Source organism: Pandoraea eparura (assembly GCF_902459725.1).
Taxonomy (GTDB): domain Bacteria; phylum Pseudomonadota; class Gammaproteobacteria; order Burkholderiales; family Burkholderiaceae; genus Pandoraea; species Pandoraea eparura.
In genome coordinates this window covers 184,666-204,787 of the sequence record NZ_CABPSH010000009.1, presented here as the reverse complement: position 1 = coordinate 204,787, position 20,122 = coordinate 184,666, and the positions used below count along the sequence as shown (strand labels likewise).

The window sequence follows — 20,122 nt, the reverse complement described above, 5'->3', positions numbered from 1 at the left end:
GACGCCGGCGGCCGCGGCGGCCGCGGCGGCCACCGCAGCGGTGCCGGCCATCGCGGGTTACGGCGGTCAGGAGGCGGGGGCTGCTGCCGCTGGCGCAATGGCGGGCATGGGCAGCACCGCTGCGCTCGCGGGCAACGTCGGTGCGACGGGGGAGGGCGCGGGTGCGGAAAGCTGGGAGCCGATCTTGCGCCGCGAGGTGGCGCGCCTGTTGCGTTCGGCGTCCCCCGACGTGATGGACCAATTGACGCGTCGGTTCGAGACGGCGTTGATCAACGAAGCGCTCGACTTCACGCGCGGACGCAAGGTCGAGGCCGCCAGCCGACTTGGCATCGGCCGGAATACCATCACCCGCAAGATTCAGGAACTCGGGCTGGAAACCTGACGCCAATCACGGTAGGCTCCCTGGTTTGACGATTCGGCTACACGGGAGCTTTACCATGGCAAGACGACGCATCCTGTTGACGGGCGCCACCGGGCAGGTCGGCTGGGAGCTGGCACGCAGCCTGCAAGGCTTGGGCGACGTGCACGCCCCCGGTCGCCGCGAGATGGACCTGCTCGATACCGATAGCGTGGTGCGCACCTTGCGCGACTTCTCGCCCGATCTGATCGTCAATCCGGCGGCCTATACGGCGGTCGACCGCGCCGAGACGGACGAGGCCGCGGCCTATCAGGTCAATGCGGTCGTGCCGGGGATCATGGCCGAAGCGGCCAAGCGCTCTGGCGCGCTCGTTGTTCACTTTTCCACCGACTACGTCTTCGACGGCACCTCGTCCACGCCCTATCGCGAGGACGAACCGACCAACCCGCAGAACGCCTACGGTCGCACCAAGCTGGCGGGCGAAGCGGCCATCGCGGCGAGCGGCGCAAACCATCTGGTACTGCGCACGAGCTGGGTGTACGGCTCGCGCGGCGCAAACTTCCTCCTCACCGTGCAACGACTCGCGCGCGAGCGCGACGAATTGCGCATCGTGGCCGACCAGCATGGGGCACCCACGTGGTGTCGCACCATCGCCGAATTGACCTCGCAGGTGTTGGTGCAGGGGTTCGACGGGCGGCACGACGGGACGGACGGCGTGAGCGGAGGCGATGCCGACTTCTGGCGCGAGCATGGCGGCCTGTACCACCTGACGGCGGCCGGGCAGACAACCTGGCACGGGTTCACTGAGGCGATTCTCGACCTGAGCGCAGCGCAGAAGCGTCCGAACGTTGTGGCAATTCCGACTTCTGCCTATCCATTGCCGGCCAAGCGCCCGGCGTATTCGGTGCTCGACAACGACAAGCTCGCCCGTACCTTTGGTGTTCGCGCGCCCGACTGGCGTGACGCGCTGGCACTCTGCCTCGGCTGAGACGACCGTCCTGCCCGACGGGCCTGCCCACCAAATCGGAATTTCCCCGGCGCGCAGGGTCGCATTCCTTCGGCAACATGGTGCCTTTTTGCGTGCGCCTGTGAGCGCGCGCCAAGGAGCGACGCATGAGGCCGGTTCAGAGCGGGATGTCGGGCGGGGCACAAACATCCGTCGTTGTCCGCCCGATCGAGGGCGGTATCGTGAGCGACCGCGCATTGTCGGCTTCCGAACTGGCGGCACGCAGTGCGCCTCCGCCCGAGGGGCTGCGCCACGCGGTGCTGCGTGCCAACGCGGACGAGCGTCGCGTGATCTCGCTGCAAGTGGCCTGGCTGGCGCACCGGCTCGCCGGAAATGTCGCGCATGCCGGTGCCACCGATCGATTCGCGAGCGATGCGCCCCCGCATGGCATCGGGACCGCCGCAGGCGTCGACTTGGCGTTCGACAAGCGTGCGCTGCGGCAGGCATGGCGCACCCGCTTTTCGCATCTGCTCGACGGCACGCGGGTTGCTGCGGTAGCACGCGATCTGGTGAAATGGTGCGCGCAACCCGGTGGTCAGGCGTCGGCCGTCCCGCGATGGCACTGGCTGTCGTCGACCGATGACGCGTCTTCCGACGTGCAGGCCTGCGCGCATTTGCCCATGCATGAATGGCCGGTTGCCGTTCAGAGTGTCGCGCTTACGCTGTCGAATCTGCGCAACGCCGTATTGCCCGATCTGTCGATGCCGAACGGCGACTTGCGCGGGGTGATCGCGCCGGGTGCTCAATTCGGCGGCGGACAGTTCAGTGGGGCATGGTGGACCGGGGCATCGTTGGCGAACGCGGGGTTTTCGTATTCGAATCAGGTCAACGCCGACTTCGAGGGGGCCGATTTGCGTGGTGCCTGCTTTCATGCGGCAGACGTGAGCGGCGCGCGGCTGGTGACGGCCGATCTTCGTTGCGCCAAGCTTTCGCACACGGTGATGTGCGGCACCGATCTGAGCGAAGCGCGATGCCAGGGACAGCACTTTGCGCAGGGGCGTCTCGATGGCGCCTCGTTCCATCGGACCCAATTGCAGGGGGCGTGTTTTACCGGGGGCAGCGCGCATGGTGCCAAATGGATCGGCGCGAAGGCCAAACGCTCGCAATGGACGTCGGTGGCCATGCGCAACGGGCAGGCCATCGGTGCGGATCTGCGGAGTGCCGAATTCCGCCAATGCGAATTCCTGGGGTGGGACGCGCGCGGGGCGAAGCTCAATGGCGCGCGCTTCGAGGCCTGCGATTTACGCCATGCCCGGTTCTGCGGTGCGAGCTTGAAAGACGTGCGCATCGGGGCCGGCTGCCGGCTGACCGGCACGCAGTGGCAGGGCGCCCGCGTTCGTCTGGACGCTGCGTGGCTGCGTCATCTCACGCCGTCCGACCTCGAAAGCGTCGTGCAATCGCTGATGACATTTCCGCTCGATCAGCCAGCGGCGCGCGCGAACGTTTTCCTGCAATTATTGGTCGCACTCGCCCGCCCGCCTGGAATATTGGACAAGGGGTGCGAGATGGCGCCACGGCTGGAGCGGCTGCCCGATTCCGTGCAGCGCAGCGACTGGCTCGGCCGTTTGCTGGTGTCGAGCATGGAGGCGGGAGGCATCGGCGAGCATGACGGCTTTGCCGAACTGCGCGCGCAATGGATCAAGCGCACCCTTCACGAATTGACGGGCGAGCGCTGGTTGGGCGCACGGGCGCAATGGGGCACGGCATCGCTCATGACGGCGTTGCACCGGCACTGTAGCGATGCGTCGCCTCAGGCCCGGTGGTCGCTGGCCGGAGCGATGTGTCAAACCCTTTACTGGGCCGGGGAAGGGGGGGGTGGTGTTGGCGATTCGCGTGCGCAGGCGCTTCGGGCCGCGTGGTTCGACGCGCTACCGCCGCAAGTGCCTGTGGCGCTCTCGGCCGATGGGGTCGACGCGCTCGATGCTGCATTCGTTGTGCTCATTGGGGCAGACGGCGGGGTTGCGGCGCGTTTGCCGCGGCATCTGCTGGCCAGTGTGCTGGGCGCGGGCGCCGATGCCTCGGCGGCGGAGATCGAATTGTCTCGCACTTACGACGCGCTGCCCGGCTGGCGATGGTGCGGCACGCGAGTCATCGCGCGCGATGCGGCGTCGCCCGACGACTTTGTGCCGGGAAGCATGACGCAACTTCAGGGCCTGCTCAGGGAATTCGGCTTTCTTTCGGCACTTTGGCCGGTGGAACCTCCGCTCGATCCCTTCGTCCGGCTTGTCGGCCGCTGGTTCGGTACGGACGGGGCGAACCACGCTCATGCCGCGTGCCATGGGGCGTGGGATCCGTCGCACGCGGCCGTCGGCGCGGCGTCGTCGCTGGCGTCGCCCGCGCCATTGAATGTGACATTGAGTGCCGCAGACAGGCTCGACGCCGTAGTGCTTTCGGCGCACTCACCGAACCACGTGCAACTGCGGCGGGCGGGACGTGCCGATATCGAAGACGTTTTCCGCGAGATCCCGTTCGTCATGCCCGATGGCGAGGCGTCGCTGGGTGCCGCCATGGCGAGGCGTGTTCGATCGATGTCCGTCGTGGCTGGCTTGAGCTGGCTGGCCACCCAACCGGAATGGCATCGACCGTGGTCGATCGCGAAATCCGCTTCGGGGGCGGCGGCAGGCGAGGCGGCAGTGCCTGCGCAGCGAATTAGGGCCTATCGCGACTTCGCGCTCGCGGTCTTGAACGACACCTTGGCGGGCGACACCGCATCGCGCAACGTGCCGCAGGCACTGGCGTTGCGCGAGTGTCTGGCCGGCGATACGAGGTCGGCGGACCGGCTGGCGGAGCGGTTGGCCGACTGGCTGACATGTCCAGACATCGCGCACTTGCCGGGGTTGGCGCAGGCGTGCCGTCAAACGCTCCCGTGGTTCTGGGCGATTCGACTGCCGCTCGGGGCCGAGACGATTCGACGGGCGATGCATTCGCGTCGTGAAGTTGACGCTTCCGACGCTCCCGCCGCCGCGGGGAGCGCGGGAGATTGAGCAGGAATGAGAGGATTTTTGCCCGATGTTTCACCGTCAGGGTATGCGGGTTTTCGTGGTAAAACGTGCCTAAGCGCAAGCCGTCGTCTGTTTCGGTGACGCTTTCGGATGGTCAAATGCGTCGAGTGTCTGACGTTGGCGACTTTTGTTGGGTTTTGGCGCTGGATGCCCGTGCGAGGGGGCGCCCGATGGGCGGTCCCGCGCGCCAGAATACGGGAAGGCCAATGCCTTGTTCCCAGGCTCTCAAGGGTTTCGTACTTTCCAAGGCATCATGTACTCGACAGGTATTGCGTCAGGCTATCCGGGATTCGTGGCGGTCAACCGTCGCGAGCTTGACGCCCATGTTCCCCTCTCCTGGCCGTTGTTCGACGCCGACGGCACACCGCTGCTGGCGGCGGGTGAGCGGTTGCCGTCCGAGGCCGATCTCGACTGGCTGTTCACCATGTTCGCGCCACACAGGCCGCTTCCCGACGCGGCGAAAACTGGCGAGGCGGCGGGGCGCACGGAGGCCGCGAATTCCGCGTCACCGCTGGGGGCAAGTGCATCGACCGTGTATCTGCAGGGATTGCCGGTGCCGTTGCCGATCGGCGCGTGGCTGCAAGTGCGCGTCTCGCCGGATGCCGAGCACTCGCGCGTGCGTGCCCGCCTGATCGGCCGCGCGCCCAACGGCATGTTGATCATCACGCCGCCGACGTCGGGCGACACGCCGCTGTCGGTGACGGCGGGCGACCGGCTTGCGCTCTGGACGTTTCCCGGCGACAACCTGTACGAATTCCATTGTGACGTGCACAGCGCGCATCACGGTGCGTTCGACTATTGGGTGCTCTCGCGTCCTTCTGAAGTGCGCGAGACGCCTGTGCGTCGCACGCCGCGTGTCGATACGCGGCTGGTGGCACGTCTGTCGCCGCTGGACGAGACGTCGCGTGTTTCGTTCACCCGCATGCTCGCCGACCCGCAGGACACGCCCGAGTGGCTGGTGCTGGTGCGCGACATCAGTGCCGATGGGGCCGGAATCGTCGTGAAGGCGCCGTTGCCCGACGGGTGCCATCTCGTCGCGTTGCAGTTCCGTGTGTCGATCGGCGCGGATGTCGTGCCGATTCTCGGCATGGCGGCGGTTCGCAGCGAGGAAGGTCCGCGCGTCGATGGCACGTGGGCCTACGGCCTGGAGTTCATGCAGATGGACACCCGCAACAAGGCGGCGATTCGCTGCTTCGTCTATGAATCGCGCCTGGCGGATCCCCGCCGTGGTCAGTGATCCGCCCAGCGCTCGAATAGCGAAAAACGGCCCCTGCGCCTGACCTGACTTCCAGGCGCTGGCGTGACGTCCAACGTGACGCGACTATTCAGATTCGGGGCCGTTTGCCTTGCACGATCGAACAGTGCCGAGCGCACAACGAATCGCAACGACGGCGTATCAGTCCTTGAACGTGGCGACGACGGGCGTGTGGTCCGACGGTTGCTCCCATGTGCGGGGCACGCGGTCGATCTCGCACGCGGTGCAGCGCTCGGCCAAGGCGGACGACACGAGAATGTGATCGATGCGCAACCCGGCGTTGCGACGGAACGCGCCCATGCGGTAGTCCCACCAACTGAACGTCTTCTCGGGTTGATCGAACATGCGGAAGGTATCGCGCAGGCCGAGTCCTTGCAGCCGTGCGAACGCTTGGCGTTCCTGTGGCGACACCAGATTCTGGCCTTCCCATTTCGCGGGGTCGTGCACGTCGCGGTCTTCGGGCGCGATGTTGTAGTCGCCGAGCAGCGCGAGTCGGGGGTGGCGCTCCATCTCGTCGGACAGCCAATGGGTGAGGGCATCGAGCCAGTTCAGCTTGTAGACGAACTTGTCCGAATCGACGGCCTGCCCGTTCGGAAAGTAGCCGCAGACCACGCGCACGCCGCCGATGGTTGCGGTAATCAGACGCTGCTGCTCGTCGGCAAAATTCGGCAGATTCTTGACCAGATCGGTCGCTTCGCCCACCTTCGCGTGGTTGACCAGCAGTGCGACGCCGTTATACGTCTTCTGGCCGGTGAAGTGCGACGTGTAGCCGAGCGCGGCGATCTCGGTGATCGGGAAGTTCTCGTCGGTCAGTTTCAGTTCCTGAAGACACAGAACGTCGACCGGGTTGCTGCGCAACCAGTCCTGAACATGACCGAGACGAACCTTGAGCGAATTGACGTTCCAGGTGGCGAGTTGCATGAATTTCCTTCAGTGGTGTTCGGCAGGCTCAAGCCTTGGAGGCGGGTTTGGCCCCGGCAGTGTCGGCGGCCAACTGCGGCACCGACACGAAATCGTCGAGCGCGAGGCCCTTTTCCTTGAGCAGCGCTTCGAGCACCGGCTGCAGACGGCCGAGACTCTCCTGCACGGCTTCGCGCACCGTGTCGACCACCACCTGCGTGCTCCGCTCGATCTCGATGTTGACCCGTGTGCCGGCGAGCTTGTCCTCGAACGTCGTCATGCGGCGCGTCTCGGGAATCAGCCACACTTCGAACCAGCCTTCCTGCCGATTGACTTCCGAGACCGTCAGGCTTGCGCCGTTGATCGCGATATATCCTTTCGCGAAGACATACTTGCGGAACGCTTCCGGAATTGCGATGCGCAGCACGCGATTCGTGTCCGACGTGCGCACGCTGAGGATGTCGGTCGAGAAGTCGATATGGCCCGAGAGCGGATGCCCACCGATTTCGGCGCCATCCTTGGCCGCGCGCTCGACATTGACCTGGGCGCCCGCGCCGAAGCCGCCGAGTGTCGTGACGTTCAGGCTCTGCAGAATCACGTCGAACGACGCGCTGGTGGGTGAGAGCAATTGCGTGACCGTCAGACAAACGCCGTCGACGGAGACGCTGGCCCCGAGCGTGAGGTCTTCGCAAAAACCTTCGGGAAACGCCAGCTCGAGGGTGCGCATGCCGTCGCGATCTTCGATGGACGACAGCGTGGCCGTGCCTTGAACAATTCCGGTAAACATCGTGATGTCGGTAACTAGAGTTGTGGGTTGCTATGTCGCCGTATTCTACTGCGTTGCGCCAGTATGCCGCTCGCCATGCGACGTGCTACGATGCCGCCTTTTCACGGGATCGACATGGGTTTCGAAGGTTGCCTGCTGGCGGAGGGCTTTTATTATTGGGCGGAGACGTTGCCCGCGCCGGACGGGCAATACCACGGCGTGGTGCATTTCACCGGCTGGCGCGACGTGGACGACGTCATCGAAACGCTGGACCCGCCGCTGACCCATATCACGCTTGAGGCGTATCGGTGGGCCAACGACGCGCTCGAAGCCGCGCACGCGCTGGCCAAGGCGCTGGCCGCCGACGGTAGCCTCGGCATCGATCTCTGAACCACTGGATTTCACCCGGCCTGCCTGAGGGGCAAGCCCATCACGGACCGCATCATGACACAGACGAAATTTGAGCTTCAGAAGCGCAAGGGCCTGAAGATCGACGCCAGCGTGCGTCGCGGCCCGCAAGGCGGCAAGCAGGTCGGCGCGCAAAACAAGCGCAACGCCGTCGGCAGCAAGCTGCTGGGCGCGTTGCTCGGCGCCCCGGCGGACGAATCGACGACCGTCGACGCCGCCGCGACCGGCAACGACACAAAAAAACAGGGCACCGACAAGGCCTGAGCGAACCGGGGCGCGGCGGATGCGACGACGCGCCGTCAACGTCTGCCGTGTCAGTGCGCTAGCCAAACGAACGCGCGGGGCGACCGGAGCCAAAAAGAATGGCGGACGAACGCGTCAGTTGAACACATAGGGAGGACACGTCAGACGAATGCATGAAACGATCGCGCCGGATGGATGCCTTGCGCGAGCGCCGGCCCGCTTGAAGGTCAAGGAACGATAGCCAGGAACAGGAACGCGGCGAACAGCACCAGGTGGACGGCGCCTTGCAGCACGGTGGTGCGTCCCGTGCCGAGCGTGATCACGCCGACAAGCAGCGTGACCGCAAGCAGGACGGTTTCCTTCGGGGCGAGCCCCAGTTCAATGTGTTGATCGAGCACGAGCGAGACGGCCGCGACGGTCGGAATCGTCAGCCCGATACTTGCCAGCGCTGAGCCGAGCGCCAGATTCAGGCTCGTCTGCAGCTTGTTCGCCCGCGCGGCGCGCAGGGCGGCCAGTCCTTCCGGCAGCAATACCAGTGCGGCAATCACAATGCCGACCACCGCTTTCGGCGCGCCGGCCTCGGCGACTGCATGTTCGACGGCGGGAGAGAGCTTCTTCGCCAGGCCGACCACGGCCAGCAGCGCCACCACCAGCAGCCCCAGACTCAATACGGCCGTACGACGCGACGGCGGTGTCGCGTGCACTTCTTCGCTCGGCGCTTTTGCGAGGAAGTAATCGCGATGGCTCACCGTTTGCACGAACACGAACACCATATACAGCACGAGCGAGATCATGCCCTCGAAGGCCAGTTGCGACGCGGTGAGGCCGGGGCCCAGTACCGAGCTGGTGTAGTTCGGCAGCACCAGCGTCAACACCGACAGTGCACACAGCACCGCGAGCGCGGCACTCGCGCCTTCGACATGAAAGCCCTGGGTGTGATGACGTACCCCACCGAAGAGCAGGCACAGGCCGACGATCCCGGTCGAGACGATCATGATGGCCGCGAACACCGTATCGCGCGCCAGTCCCGCCTTGTCGGGCCCGCCTGAAAGCATGACTGAGACGATCAGGGCCACTTCGATGATCGTGACGGCCACGGCCAGAACCAGGGTGCCGAACGGCTCGCCGACCTTGTGGGCGACCGTTTCGGCGTGATGCACGGCGGAGAACACGGCGCCGGCCAGCGCCGCGGCACAGACCGCGAGCGAGGTACCGTAGGGCAGGAACCCAGCAATGCCGAGCACCACCAGAGCCACGATCGGCGTGTACATGGTCCAGTGACCCGCCTTGGCGGTCTTTGAGGAGGACATCGTCGGAGACTCCAGAATTCGGGGAACGGGGAAGGCGCGAAGCACAACCGTTGCAGCGACGGCGGGAACCTTGCCCCGATGAGAACGTCGAGGCGGCGAATCATGGTCGCAGAAAAGTGACACCCGGACAACCGCAAGGCGTTGACGTGCTGCGTCGTGAATCGTCAGTGCGTCGAGACGCGCATTAATGGGCGATCCCGAGCGATCGCGACTCGGACACCGAGTGCGAGTGTGTCGGCAAATTCCGTGGGTGGAACGAAAAATCCTGCCATTCTCGCGCCGACTTGCGCGCCGATATTGACGCGCTGGGGGCGACGCGCGTACTGTCACGCTCAATTTCGCGAGGAGACATCGCTTTGAAACTACTGCGTTTCGGCCCGAAGGGCCAGGAAAAGCCGGGCCTGCTTGATGCCGACGGCATGGTGCGTGACCTCTCCGGGGTGATCGCCGACATTACGCCGGAGACACTGAGCCCGCAAGGGCTGGCGGCATTGCGCGCGCTGGATCCGGCGAACTTGCCGGTAGTGCCATCGCCGGGACGTCTGGGCGTGCCGTTCACGGGGCTGGGCAAGTTCCTGGCGGTTGGCCTGAACTACAGCGACCACGCGGCCGAAGCGGGTCTGGACGCGCCGCCCGAGCCGGTGCTCTTCACCAAGTGGGAGAACTGCCTGAATGGCCCGAACGACCCCGTGGTGTTGCCCAGGAACGCCGTCAAGGGGGATTGGGAGGTTGAGCTGGGTTTCGTGATCGGCAAGACGGCGCGCTATGTGCCGCTCGAAAGCGCGCTCGACTACGTGGCGGGCTATTGCCTCGTGAACGACGTCTCCGAGCGCGAGTATCAGATTGAGCGCGGCGGCACGTGGGACAAGGGCAAGGGCTTCGACACCTTCGGTCCGGTCGGCCCGTGGCTGGTCACAACCGACGAGATTCGCGATCCGCAGCAACTGGGCTTGTGGCTCGACGTGAACGGAGTGCGCCGTCAGACGGGGCACACGTCGAAGATGATCTTCAGCGTGGCGTATCTTGTGCATTACATGAGCCAGTTTGCCACGCTCAAGCCGGGCGATCTGGTGACCACCGGCACGCCGCCGGGCGTTGGCCTGGGGCAGAAGCCGCCGGTGTACCTCAAGCCGGGCGACGTGATGCATCTAGGCATCGACGGCCTGGGCGAGCAGACGCAGGAAGTCCACGCTTACGATACGCGCTGGCTCGACTGAGCGTGTTCCGGATTCCACGGCCCGTTCAGCGCCGACGTACGGATTGACGCTATTCGCCGGCGTATTTCGATGCGCCGCCGCGCTCGCGGGTCGGCTCGCCGCATTCGGTCTGCTGGGTGTTGTCCGTCCTGCGGCACGGAAAATTCTGCCTCGGCATGGCCGAGTGGCGCAAAGTCGCGCGTGCCATGCGCTGGCTGGTTCGCTTGGTGTGCGATTGCTGGCACACTTGTCACATTCGTCAGCACGCGTCCGCGGCGTTTGCGAGTGGGCGCCACTATCGAGAGACCAATGGAACGATGTCCGTGGAGCGATGGCTTCGAGCAGTATCGTCGGTATCACGACGAAGAGTGGGGGGTGCCGCTGCGCGATTCGCGCGCGTTGTTCGAGCTGCTGATGCTCGAAGGGGCGCAGGCGGGGCTGTCGTGGTCCACCATCCTCAAGAAGCGCGACAACTACCGGCTGGCGTTCGCGCAATTTGATCCGGTGCGCGTTGCGGCATTCGGGCCGGAGGACGAGGCGCGCCTGTTGGCGGATGCCGGGATCGTGCGCAATCGCCTCAAGATTGCTGGTGTGATCAAGGGGGCGAGGGCCTATCTGGCGATGGAGGCGGCAGGCACGCGCTTTAGCGATTTCGTCTGGCAGTTCGTCGGCGGCGAGCCGCTGCAAAACCGCTGGACGTCGCTTGGCGAGGTGCCGGCGAGTACCGCCGTCTCGGACGCCATGAGCAAGGCGCTGAAGAAGGCGGGATTCACCTTCGTGGGCTCGACGATCTGCTATTCGTTCATGCAGGCGGCGGGGCTGGTGAATGACCATCTCGTCGCGTGTCCGCGTCACAAGGCGGTGAAGGCGGCAAAGGCGGCAAAGGCGGCGAAGGCGGCGAAGGCGATGACGGCGGCAAAGGCGGTCACGTCCGTAAAGGCGGCAAAGGCGGTGAAGGCCGTGAAGGCCGTGAAGGCGGTGGGGGCGAATGCGTCTGCGCAGCGTCAAATCGGCCTTGCACAAGCACGGAAATGCCGTGGGGATGCGTCGTCGGCTACAATCGCGCCTGACGAATCAGGATCTGCCTAATGTTCAGCTACCGCCACGCCTTTCACGCCGGCAACCACGCCGACGTGCTGAAACACTTCATCGCCGTTGAATGCATCGATTACATGCGCCAGAAGGACTCGGCGTTCTGGTACATCGACACGCATGCCGGCGCAGGCGGTTACGCGCTCGACAGCAAATGGGCCGACAAGACGGGTGAGTACGAGACCGGTATCGGCCGCCTCTGGTCGCGCGACGATCTGCCGCCGCCGCTCGCGGACTACGTCACGCTGGTGCGCGAGTTCAATCCGGACGGCAAGCTGCGCTATTACCCGGGCTCGCCGTACTTTGCCCTGCAATTGCTTGGGGATCGCGATCGGCTGCGCTTGTTCGAGATGCATCCGACCGAACAGGAAGTGCTGCGCGAAAACTTCGAGGCGCAGGGGCGGGAAGTGGCGCGTCGTACGATGATCTTCGGTGCCGACGGTTTCGCGGGCCTCAAGACGATCTTGCCGCCGGCATCGCGCCGGGCGTTCACGCTGATCGACCCGTCGTACGAAGACAAGCGTGATTACACCCGCGCGACGCAGACCGTGCAGGAAGGTCTCGACCGGTTTCCGACGGGGATGTATGCCGTGTGGTATCCGCTGGTGCAGCGCCGCGAGGCCGCGCAGTTGCCGGAGCGCATGAAGCGCCTCACGATCAACGGGCAGCCGATCAAGAACTGGGTGAATGCGTCGCTGACCGTGTGCAATCCGGTGCCGGGCGGTATGGGCCTGCACGGTAGCGGCATGTTCATTGTGAATCCGCCGTACATGTTGCAGGACACCCTCAAGACAACGCTGCCGTATCTCGTCAAGACGCTCGGTCAGGACAAGGGCGCGCAATTCCTGCTCGAAGGCAAGCAGAGTTGAGACGTCCGACCCGAGCGGGTCGACTTAGCGGTATCGCTGCCGTTGCCGACAACGGCAGCGTCTACATCAACGCCCAAGTCGGCGGCAGCGTCAACGCCGACGTCACAGCTAACGTCACAGCTAACGCCACAGCTAACGCCACAGCTAACGGCACAGCTAACGGCACAGCTAACGGCACAGCTAACGCCACAGCTAACGTCAACGCGCGGCGCTTATTTGCCGGAGGCCGGGACTTCGTACGGGAGCGACAGCAGTTCGTCCGGTGACAGATAACGCCATTCGCCCAGCGCGAGATTGCCCATCGGCAAGCCGCCGATGGCGATTCTGACCAGCCCCTCCACACGATTGCCTGCGGCGGCAACCATCCGTTTGACCTGGTGGTATTTGCCTTGGGTGATCGTCATGGCGATCTCGTGCGGCGACGCCAGCGTGACGTCCGTTGCAGCGAGCGGCTCGGTCTCGTCGCGCAGCAACACGCCATCGCGCAACGCTCGTAACATGTCTTCGGTGACCGGATGCTTGGTCGTGGCGACATACCGCTTGGGCACGTGGCGACGTGGCGACATCATGGCATGCAGGAAAGGGCCGTCGTCGGAAAGCAGCAGCATGCCGGTCGTGTCGTGATCGAGGCGGCCGGCCGGCTGCACGCCACGCACGGCCAGCGGCAAGGGCAGCAGCGAATGCACGCCCTCGTGATGCGTCGGACTCGTGGAGCACTCGTAGCCTTCCGGCTTGTTGAGCAGCACGTAGACGTGTTCGCGATATTCCCAGGGCTCGCCGTCGAGCGTGAATTGCAAACCGCGCGGGTCCAGCGATTCGCGCGGATTGTCGTGCACCACGCCGTCGATGGCAAATGCCCCGGTGACGATGAGCTTGCGGCACATCTTGCGACTGCCGAAGCCCTGCGATTGCAGTAAACGATCTAGCTCGATGATGCGTTCTCCGTCCGGGCATGCATGAAAAAAGCCGATGATCTTTCGATCATCGGCTTCTCAAATTTTTTGGTGCCCAGAAGAGGACTCGAACCTCCACGGTGTTACCCGCTAGTACCTGAAACTAGTGCGTCTACCAATTCCGCCATCTGGGCCTCGTCAGCTTGCTTACTGCCTGCTCGCTGCGAAGAAGTGAGATTATGCCGATGGGCTGACATGCTGTCAACAGGTTTGCCGCAAAAATTCAAAAAACGGCACCGCAGACCTGCGCAAACGAGCGCAATGCGAGATTACGCGGCATGCCCCATATGCTCTGAACGAATCATATCGATCAGATGACGCAAACCAGGGAGCGTTTGACGTCGGCTGGGGTAGTACATCGACAACGGCGGTCCGTCGACTGCCCACTCCGTCAACACGGCTTCCAGCGTGCCATTGGACAGCGCCTGCGACACATTGCGCTCCAGCACGTAGGCCAACCCCAAGCCGCCTCTTGCCGCCGCGATCACGCCGTCGCTCTCGTTGATGCTCAGCGCCCCCGGCACATCGAGTTCGATCGCCGTCGGCCCGTTGCCCAACTCCCATTTGTACAGCGTGTTGTCGCCCAGCCGCATCCGGATGCAATTGTGCGACATCAGATCCTGCGGCACCTTGGGGCGGCCGTGTCGCATGAAGTACGCAGGCGAGCCGACCACAATCCACTTGAGCGTGGGCGTGAGCGGCGTTGCGATCATGTCGCCCGGCACTGTGTCGCCATAACGCATCCCGGCGTCAAACCCTTGCGCCACGATATCGAGCATCCGGTCGTCAACCGTAATGTCCAGTTCGATGTCTGGATACGACGCCACGAACCGCGGCAGAATCGGGTCCAGCAGCAATCGCGCCGCGTCGCGCGGCACATTCAGCCGCAAACGCCCGGCCGGCGACGCTCGGTAACGGTCCAGCGCGCCGATGGCCGATGCGATCTGCTCGAGGCCTTGTTCCAGCTCCATTGCCAGCGCCGCACCCGCCGCCGTTGGCGACACGGAGCGACTCGTGCGGTTGAGCAGCTTCACGCCCAGGCGCGCTTCGAGATTGCGCATCGCATGGCTCAGGGCCGAGGTCGTGACGCCCAGTTCGGTGGCGGCCTCCCGGAAACTCTGCCGGCGGCAGATCGTGACAAAGACGTTCAAATCGGCAAGCTCACTGCGAGTGAAGGCAGGCATGTCATTCCCAACGAGTATCAAGCATTCGAAACTGAATACGTCCGCTGCCGACGCGCGATGCGCCGGACACAACAGACACATCCGGCAGCGGTTGAGCAATATTCAATTTTTTGTGAGGAAAATTCTACCGATTTTGTGCTGACACTGGAGGATGCGTGTCATGTGCGACGTGAAACGCTCGCGACACACATCGCGAGTCACTCGGACCATGATCGGCGGTGAGCCCGGGCGCGAGTGACTCGGCGTCAATGGTTGGCAGTGCGACCGCGTGCGGCTTCAGGCGCCCGTGGTGTTGAGGGGCGAGGGGAGGGGGCATGAAAAAAGCCGATGACCTTTCGATCATCGGCTTTTCAAATTTTTTGGTGCCCAGAAGAGGACTCGAACCTCCACGGTGTTACCCGCTAGTACCTGAAACTAGTGCGTCTACCAATTCCGCCATCTGGGCCTCGTCAGCTCGCTTACTGCGTGCTCGCTGCGAAGAAGTGAGATTATGCGTATGCCGTGCGGCACTGTCAACACTTGGGCGCAATAAATTTTCTTTTTGCTCACCGGCCGGCAAGCCTGCGCTCAAATTCCGCATAGGTGGCAGTTTTCGCGAGGTTTGCCGTATGATTGTCCCTGACTGTGCGACCCCGCGTTTTCGCGCAACGCACAGCACCACGGACCGTCGGGCGCATGGTGCGCCACTCGGCCGGACTCCACCGGCACAGTAACGCTACCGACCTTTGAGCAAATATCCCTATCCGATCCCGAGCCGCGAAGAAATCCTCGGTGTCCTGCGCACCGCCGACGCCGCGCTGTCCGCCAACGATATCGCCGAAGCCCTGGCCATCAAGAAGCAGGAACGCGAAGGCTTCTTCAAGCGCCTCGCCGCGATGGAGCGCGATGACCAGATTCGCCTCGATCGCCGCGGCTATTATCAACTGACCCACCCCTCGAACTTCATCGCCGGCCGTGTCATCGGTCACCGCGACGGCTACGGCTTCGCCGTGCGCGACGAAGGCGGCGACGACCTCTTCCTTCCCAGCGAGGAAATGAAGAAGGTCATGCACAACGATCGCGTCCTCCTGCGCGTTGCCGGCTATGATCGCCGGGGCCGTCCGGAAGGGCATATCGTCGAGGTGGTGAGCCGTGCCAACACGCACGTCATCGGTCGCCTGCTCAACGAAAACGGCGTGATGGTCGTCGCGCCCGAAGACAAGCGCATCGGCCACGACATCCTCATCCCGCCGCGCGCGCAGGGCAAGGCCAAGGTCGGTCAGGTTGTCTCCGTCGAACTCACCGATTACCCCAGCCGCTATAGCCAACCCATCGGCCGCGTCTCGGAAGTGCTCGGCGATATCGACGACCCCGGCATGGAAATCGAAATCGCCGTGCGCAAGTACGGCGTGCCCCATCAGTTTTCTCCCGAAGCGCTCGCCGCCGCCGGTGCACTGCCCGACGAAGTGCGCGCGCCCGATCTGCGTCACCGCATCGATCTGCGCGACGTGCCGCTCGTCACCATCGACGGGGAAGACGCGCGCGACTTCGACGACGCCGTCTACTGCGAGCCGGCCAAGGTCGGCCGCAGTGATGGCTTCCGCCTGATTGTCGCCATCGCCGACGTCTCGCACTACGTTACCCCGGGCGGGCACCTCGACGGGGACGCCCTGACGCGCAGCACGTCGGTCTACTTCCCGCGACGCGTCATTCCGATGCTGCCGGAAAAGCTCTCGAACGGCCTGTGCTCGCTCAATCCCGACGTGGACCGCTGCGTTCTCGTGTGCGACGCGCTCGTCGCCCCGAACGGTGAGGTCAAGGCCTATCAGTTCTACCCGGCCGTGATCCACTCTGCCGCGCGCCTGACCTACACCGAAGTGGCGGCCGTGCTCGGCAACACCAAAGGCCCCGAAGCCCAACGCCGCGCCGCGCTGCTGCCGCATTTGCAGAACCTGTACGCGCTTTACAAAGTGCTCGCGAAGGCGCGCAAGACGCGCGGGGCCATCGAATTCGATTCGACCGAGACGTATATCGTCTGCAACGCGCAAGGCAAGATCGAGCAGATCCTGCCGCGCACGCGCAACGACGCCCACCGTCTCATCGAGGAATGCATGCTCACGGCCAACGTGTGCGCCGCCGACCTGCTCAAGCGTCACAAGCAGGCGGGCCTGTACCGCATTCACGCCGGCCCGTCGGGTGAGCGACTCCAGGTGCTGCGCACGTTCCTCAAGACCCTCGGGCTTTCGCTCGGCGGCGGCGACGAGCCTGCCACGGCCGATTACGCGGAACTGATGACGCAGATCGAGTCCCGTCCCGATGCGCCCATGCTGCAGACGATGCTGTTGCGCTCGATGCAGCAAGCCGTCTACAGCCCGGACAACATCGGCCACTTTGGTCTGGCGTATCCCGCCTATGCGCACTTCACCAGCCCGATTCGCCGCTATCCGGATCTGCTCACGCACCGTGCCATCAAGGCGATTCTGGCTGGCAAGAAGTACGAGCCGGAAATTCCGGCCGGGGTCGAACTGACGACCGGCCTGTCGCCGCACGCGCGCAAGCTCCAGAAGGACGACGATTCGGCGGCCGGAAAAGCCAGAAAGTCCGCCAGCGCCAAGAAGCGCGACGCGATCTGGGATGAACTCGGCCTGCATTGCTCGGCCAATGAGCGTCGCGCCGACGAAGCCTCGCGCGATGTCGAAGCCTGGCTCAAGTGCTACTTCATGCGCGACAAGCTTGGCGAGGAATACGGCGGCACGGTCAGCGCTGTCACCTCGTTCGGCATCTTCGTGCAGCTCGACGACCTCTTTATCGAAGGGCTCGTGCACGTCACGGAGCTGGGCAGCGATTACTTCCAGTTCGACGAAGTTCGCCACGAACTGCGGGGTGAGCGCACCGGCATCCGCTATCGGCTGACTGACCGCGTACGCGTCCAGGTGAGCCGCGTCGATCTGGATGCACGCAAGATCGATTTCCGTCTGGTGCGCGAACTCAGCGCCCGCACGCTGGCGAAAACGTCGGGTCGCGCCGAGCGGGGTGGGGCACCGGTGCCCGTACCGGCGGCCGGGGCGCCCGGATTGGCCGGGTCGGCGGGGGCGGTCGCGGCCAAGCCGGGCATCCGCCAGATGCCCAAGGGGGGGGCGCTGCTCAACGGCGTGCGACTCGCGCCGGCCGGAAAGCATCCCGCCAAGCCGAAGTCTGCGAAAGTGAATGCTGCGCGGGCCGAGCGAGGCGCCACCTCGCCGGCCAGGTCTGGCGGCGGCAAGGCGCCGGCAAAGCGTCCGGGAGGTTCGGCGAAGAAGCCGCGTCGCTGATTCGCGCGGCGCGACGAAGGGTTTGCAGTAAGATGGGCGCCTTGTGCCGGCCGTGAACGGCAACGGCTGTGGGCGATGGATTGCGGCGGCGGTGGCCCATGCGGGCTCCGCCGCCGTCGTGCTTTGTGCGGCGAGAGTTGTCCGCGGCCGTGCCGGCACGCGCTATTTTGAGGATGTGAAATGAGTCAATTGAAACTGCTGTTCGGCTTTCACGCGGTGACCGCGCGTCTGCGCCACGATGCGGGCAGCATCGAAGAGATCTACTACGATCCGAGTCGGCGCGATCGCCGCATGACGGACTTCCTGAAGCACGTGGAGTCGCTCAAGGGCGCCCCCGGTGTGAAGATCAAAGTCATTCAAGCCGACGGCAAACGCCTGGACGGCATGGCCGGGTCATCGCGCCATCAAGGCGTCGTCGCGCGTGCCCAGGAAGTGTCGCTGGCGCTGAACCTCGACGAACTGCTCGACGGCATCTCCGGGCCGCCGCTGCTGCTCGTGCTCGACGGCGTGACCGATCCGCACAACCTCGGCGCGTGCCTGCGTGTCGCCGATGGCGCCGGAGCGCACGCCGTGATCGCACCGAAAGACCGCGCCGTCGGTCTGAATGCGACGGCCGCCAAGGTGGCCAGCGGTGCGGCGGAAACTGTGCCATACATCATGGTCACGAATCTCTCGCGGACCCTGCGCGAATTGCAGGAGCGCCGCATCTGGGTGGTCGGCACCTCCGACGATGCGCCCGCCGACATCTACGGCACCAAGCTCACGGGGCCGATGGCGATTGTGATGGGCGCCGAAGGCGAGGGCATGCGTCGTCTGGTGCGCGAGCACTGCGACGAACTGATGAGCATTCCGATGGCCGGCGGCTGCGAAAGCCTGAACGTGTCGGTGGCGAGTGCCGTTTGTCTGTACGAAGCGGTACGCCAGCGCACGGTCGCGGCCAAGGGCGCGAAGTAAGGGGGCATGCCGTCACGCTCGCGAAGTCCGGCGGATGACGTTCGGGACGCGAAGTCCAGGATGCGAAGTCTAGGGCGTGGCGCTCAGGACTTGACGTTCAGGATGTGAAGGTCCGGGCGCGAATGTTCGAGCGCGAATGTTCGAGCGCGAATGTTCGAGCGCGAATGTTCGAGCGCGAAAGGTCGAGCGCCAAGGCCTGGTCGTGCAGCCAGGTGCCGAAAGCCGAGCCAGCGACGCCCGGCACAAGGCCCCCGGGCATCGCTGTGCGATGGGCTTAGCGTGCGGCGTCGATCAACGCTTCGAGCTTGATCGCATCGGCGGCAAATGCGCGGATGCCCTCCGCGAGCTTCTCCGTGGCCATCGCGTCGTCGTTGAGGGCGAAGCGAAACGATGGCTCGTCCGTATTCACGCGATCGATGCTTGCGGCGCGGGCGTCCTTCGCGTCGAGCCGGCGAGGGACTTCACCCTCGGTCGTGCGAAGTTGTTCGAGCAGGGCGGGACTGATTGTCAGCAGATCGCAGCCTGCCAGCGCCAGGATCTGGCCCGTCGAGCGGAAGCTCGCGCCCATGACTTCCGTGTCGTGGCCGAAATGCTTGTAATAACGATAGATGGCGGCCACCGAGCGCACGCCCGGATCGTTGTCCCCCGCGTTGTCCGCCTCCACCCAGCTCGCGCCCGCCGACTTCTTGTACCAATCGTAGATCCGACCGACGAACGGCGAAATCAGCCGGGCGCCGGCCTCGGCGCACGCCGCCGCTTGCACCAGCGAGAACAGCAGTGTCATGTTGCAGCGAATCCCGTCGCGCTCGAGAATCTCGGCCGCACGGATGCCTTCCCATGTCGACGCGATCTTGATCAGTACGCGGTCGCGTTCGATGCCCTGCGCCTCATACATCGCGATCAGCTTGCGCGCGCGGGCCACCGTACCGGCCGTATCGAACGACAGGCGCGCGTCCACTTCCGTCGACACGCGGCCTGGCACGATGTCCAGAATCTCCCGTCCGAAGGCAATCAGCAGGCGATCGATAATCTCGGCGGTCGATTCCACGCGGTGTTCACTGACAACGCGTGTGAGCAACGGGCGATAGGCGTCCTTCTGGACGGCACCGAGAATCAGCGACGGGTTGGTCGTGGCATCCTGGGGCTTGTAGGCGTCCATGGCCTGGAAGTCGCCGGTGTCGGCGACGACGATCGTGTGGCGTTTGAGCTGGTCGAGCTGATTCATGAGAGCGGCCTTGCGAGAAATGCACTGCGTGACATGAAGTCCGGGATGCGCCCGGGCGATGAAAAACGGCGCGGCCCGCCTGACTCCGGTAAACTTCCGACTTTACCAAAC

At 64.7% G+C, this 20,122-nt stretch carries 17 protein-coding genes and 2 tRNA genes; 11 read left to right on the top strand and 8 right to left on the bottom strand.

Going from position 1 to position 20,122, the window contains the following annotated elements; translation table 11 throughout:
• The 4 genes from PEP31012_RS17690 to PEP31012_RS17675 form a co-directional block, all read left to right on the top strand.
• On the top strand, positions 1 to 382 hold a 382-nt coding region (locus PEP31012_RS17690; protein WP_281355513.1), incomplete at its 5' end, for a helix-turn-helix domain-containing protein.
• Between the two features lie 55 nt (positions 383 to 437).
• Positions 438 to 1,346 carry a dTDP-4-dehydrorhamnose reductase gene (gene rfbD / locus PEP31012_RS17685; RefSeq protein ID WP_150590606.1) on the top strand — a complete coding sequence of 303 codons (909 nt, stop codon included), beginning with the start codon at positions 438 to 440 and terminating at the stop codon, positions 1,344 to 1,346.
• A gap of 125 nt (positions 1,347 to 1,471) precedes the next feature.
• The gene (locus PEP31012_RS17680) at positions 1,472 to 4,348 is read left to right on the top strand and encodes a pentapeptide repeat-containing protein (RefSeq protein WP_150590605.1); all 2,877 of its coding nucleotides are present in this window, start codon (positions 1,472 to 1,474) and stop codon (positions 4,346 to 4,348) included.
• A 271-nt stretch (positions 4,349 to 4,619) separates the two neighbouring features.
• Entirely contained in the window at positions 4,620 to 5,603 is a 984-nt protein-coding gene (locus tag PEP31012_RS17675; RefSeq protein ID WP_150590604.1) for a flagellar brake protein, read from the top strand.
• 159 nt (positions 5,604 to 5,762) lie between these two features.
• Here PEP31012_RS17675 and xth read toward each other — a convergent pair whose 3' ends face one another.
• Both xth and PEP31012_RS17665 read right to left on the bottom strand, forming a co-directional pair.
• Positions 5,763 to 6,542, bottom strand: a complete 780-nt coding sequence (gene xth, locus PEP31012_RS17670) for an exodeoxyribonuclease III (RefSeq protein ID WP_150590603.1) — start codon at positions 6,540 to 6,542, stop codon at positions 5,763 to 5,765.
• Positions 6,543 to 6,570: 28 nt separating this feature from the next.
• On the bottom strand, positions 6,571 to 7,308 hold the full coding sequence (locus PEP31012_RS17665; protein ID WP_150590602.1) for a riboflavin synthase subunit alpha: 738 nt from the start codon (positions 7,306 to 7,308) through the stop codon (positions 6,571 to 6,573).
• Positions 7,309 to 7,422: 114 nt separating this feature from the next.
• Between PEP31012_RS17665 and PEP31012_RS17660 the strand changes: the two genes are divergently transcribed.
• Positions 7,423 to 7,677, top strand: a complete 255-nt coding sequence (locus PEP31012_RS17660; protein ID WP_150590601.1) for a hypothetical protein — start codon at positions 7,423 to 7,425, stop codon at positions 7,675 to 7,677.
• Between the two features lie 54 nt (positions 7,678 to 7,731).
• Positions 7,732 to 7,959 (top strand): hypothetical protein, encoded by a 228-nt coding sequence (locus PEP31012_RS17655; protein WP_150590600.1) that lies wholly within the window; start codon positions 7,732 to 7,734, stop codon positions 7,957 to 7,959.
• Between the two features lie 206 nt (positions 7,960 to 8,165).
• Here PEP31012_RS17655 and PEP31012_RS17650 read toward each other — a convergent pair whose 3' ends face one another.
• A complete protein-coding gene (locus PEP31012_RS17650) occupies positions 8,166 to 9,248 on the bottom strand; it encodes a calcium:cation antiporter (RefSeq protein ID WP_150590599.1) in 1,083 nt (360 codons plus the stop codon).
• A gap of 356 nt (positions 9,249 to 9,604) precedes the next feature.
• Between PEP31012_RS17650 and PEP31012_RS17645 the strand changes: the two genes are divergently transcribed.
• From PEP31012_RS17645 to PEP31012_RS17630, 3 genes are all read left to right on the top strand, one after another.
• Positions 9,605 to 10,465 (top strand): fumarylacetoacetate hydrolase family protein, encoded by an 861-nt coding sequence (locus PEP31012_RS17645; RefSeq protein ID WP_150590598.1) that lies wholly within the window; start codon positions 9,605 to 9,607, stop codon positions 10,463 to 10,465.
• 288 nt (positions 10,466 to 10,753) lie between these two features.
• Complete coding sequence (locus tag PEP31012_RS17640; RefSeq protein WP_281355512.1) at positions 10,754 to 11,533, top strand: DNA-3-methyladenine glycosylase I; 780 nt, start codon at positions 10,754 to 10,756, stop codon at positions 11,531 to 11,533.
• Complete coding sequence (locus tag PEP31012_RS17630) at positions 11,533 to 12,405, top strand: 23S rRNA (adenine(2030)-N(6))-methyltransferase RlmJ (protein ID WP_150590597.1); 873 nt, start codon at positions 11,533 to 11,535, stop codon at positions 12,403 to 12,405. The genes PEP31012_RS17640 and PEP31012_RS17630 overlap by 1 nt, the downstream gene beginning before the upstream one ends.
• 212 nt (positions 12,406 to 12,617) lie before the next feature.
• Here PEP31012_RS17630 and PEP31012_RS17620 read toward each other — a convergent pair whose 3' ends face one another.
• The 4 genes from PEP31012_RS17620 to PEP31012_RS17605 all read right to left on the bottom strand — a co-directional run bounded on the left by PEP31012_RS17620 (position 12,618) and on the right by PEP31012_RS17605 (position 14,987).
• The gene (locus PEP31012_RS17620) at positions 12,618 to 13,289 is read right to left on the bottom strand and encodes a 16S rRNA pseudouridine(516) synthase (RefSeq protein ID WP_174978282.1); all 672 of its coding nucleotides are present in this window, start codon (positions 13,287 to 13,289) and stop codon (positions 12,618 to 12,620) included.
• 118 nt (positions 13,290 to 13,407) lie between these two features.
• Positions 13,408 to 13,492 (bottom strand) — tRNA-Leu (locus PEP31012_RS17615).
• 135 nt (positions 13,493 to 13,627) lie between these two features.
• Positions 13,628 to 14,542 (bottom strand): LysR family transcriptional regulator, encoded by a 915-nt coding sequence (locus PEP31012_RS17610; RefSeq protein WP_150590595.1) that lies wholly within the window; start codon positions 14,540 to 14,542, stop codon positions 13,628 to 13,630.
• A 360-nt stretch (positions 14,543 to 14,902) separates the two neighbouring features.
• Positions 14,903 to 14,987: transfer RNA gene (locus PEP31012_RS17605), tRNA-Leu, on the bottom strand.
• Between the two features lie 280 nt (positions 14,988 to 15,267).
• On the opposite strand from PEP31012_RS17605, the gene rnr reads away from it, so the two are divergent.
• Complete coding sequence (gene rnr, locus PEP31012_RS17600; protein ID WP_150590594.1) at positions 15,268 to 17,832, top strand: ribonuclease R; 2,565 nt, start codon at positions 15,268 to 15,270, stop codon at positions 17,830 to 17,832.
• A 180-nt stretch (positions 17,833 to 18,012) separates the two neighbouring features.
• Positions 18,013 to 18,786: a 23S rRNA (guanosine(2251)-2'-O)-methyltransferase RlmB gene (rlmB, locus tag PEP31012_RS17595; RefSeq protein WP_150590593.1), complete on the top strand. Its 774-nt coding sequence runs from the start codon at positions 18,013 to 18,015 to the stop codon at positions 18,784 to 18,786.
• Positions 18,787 to 19,060: 274 nt separating this feature from the next.
• Here rlmB and tal read toward each other — a convergent pair whose 3' ends face one another.
• Positions 19,061 to 20,011 carry a transaldolase gene (gene tal / locus PEP31012_RS17590; RefSeq protein WP_150590592.1) on the bottom strand — a complete coding sequence of 317 codons (951 nt, stop codon included), beginning with the start codon at positions 20,009 to 20,011 and terminating at the stop codon, positions 19,061 to 19,063.
• Positions 20,012 to 20,122: the final 111 nt, after the last annotated feature.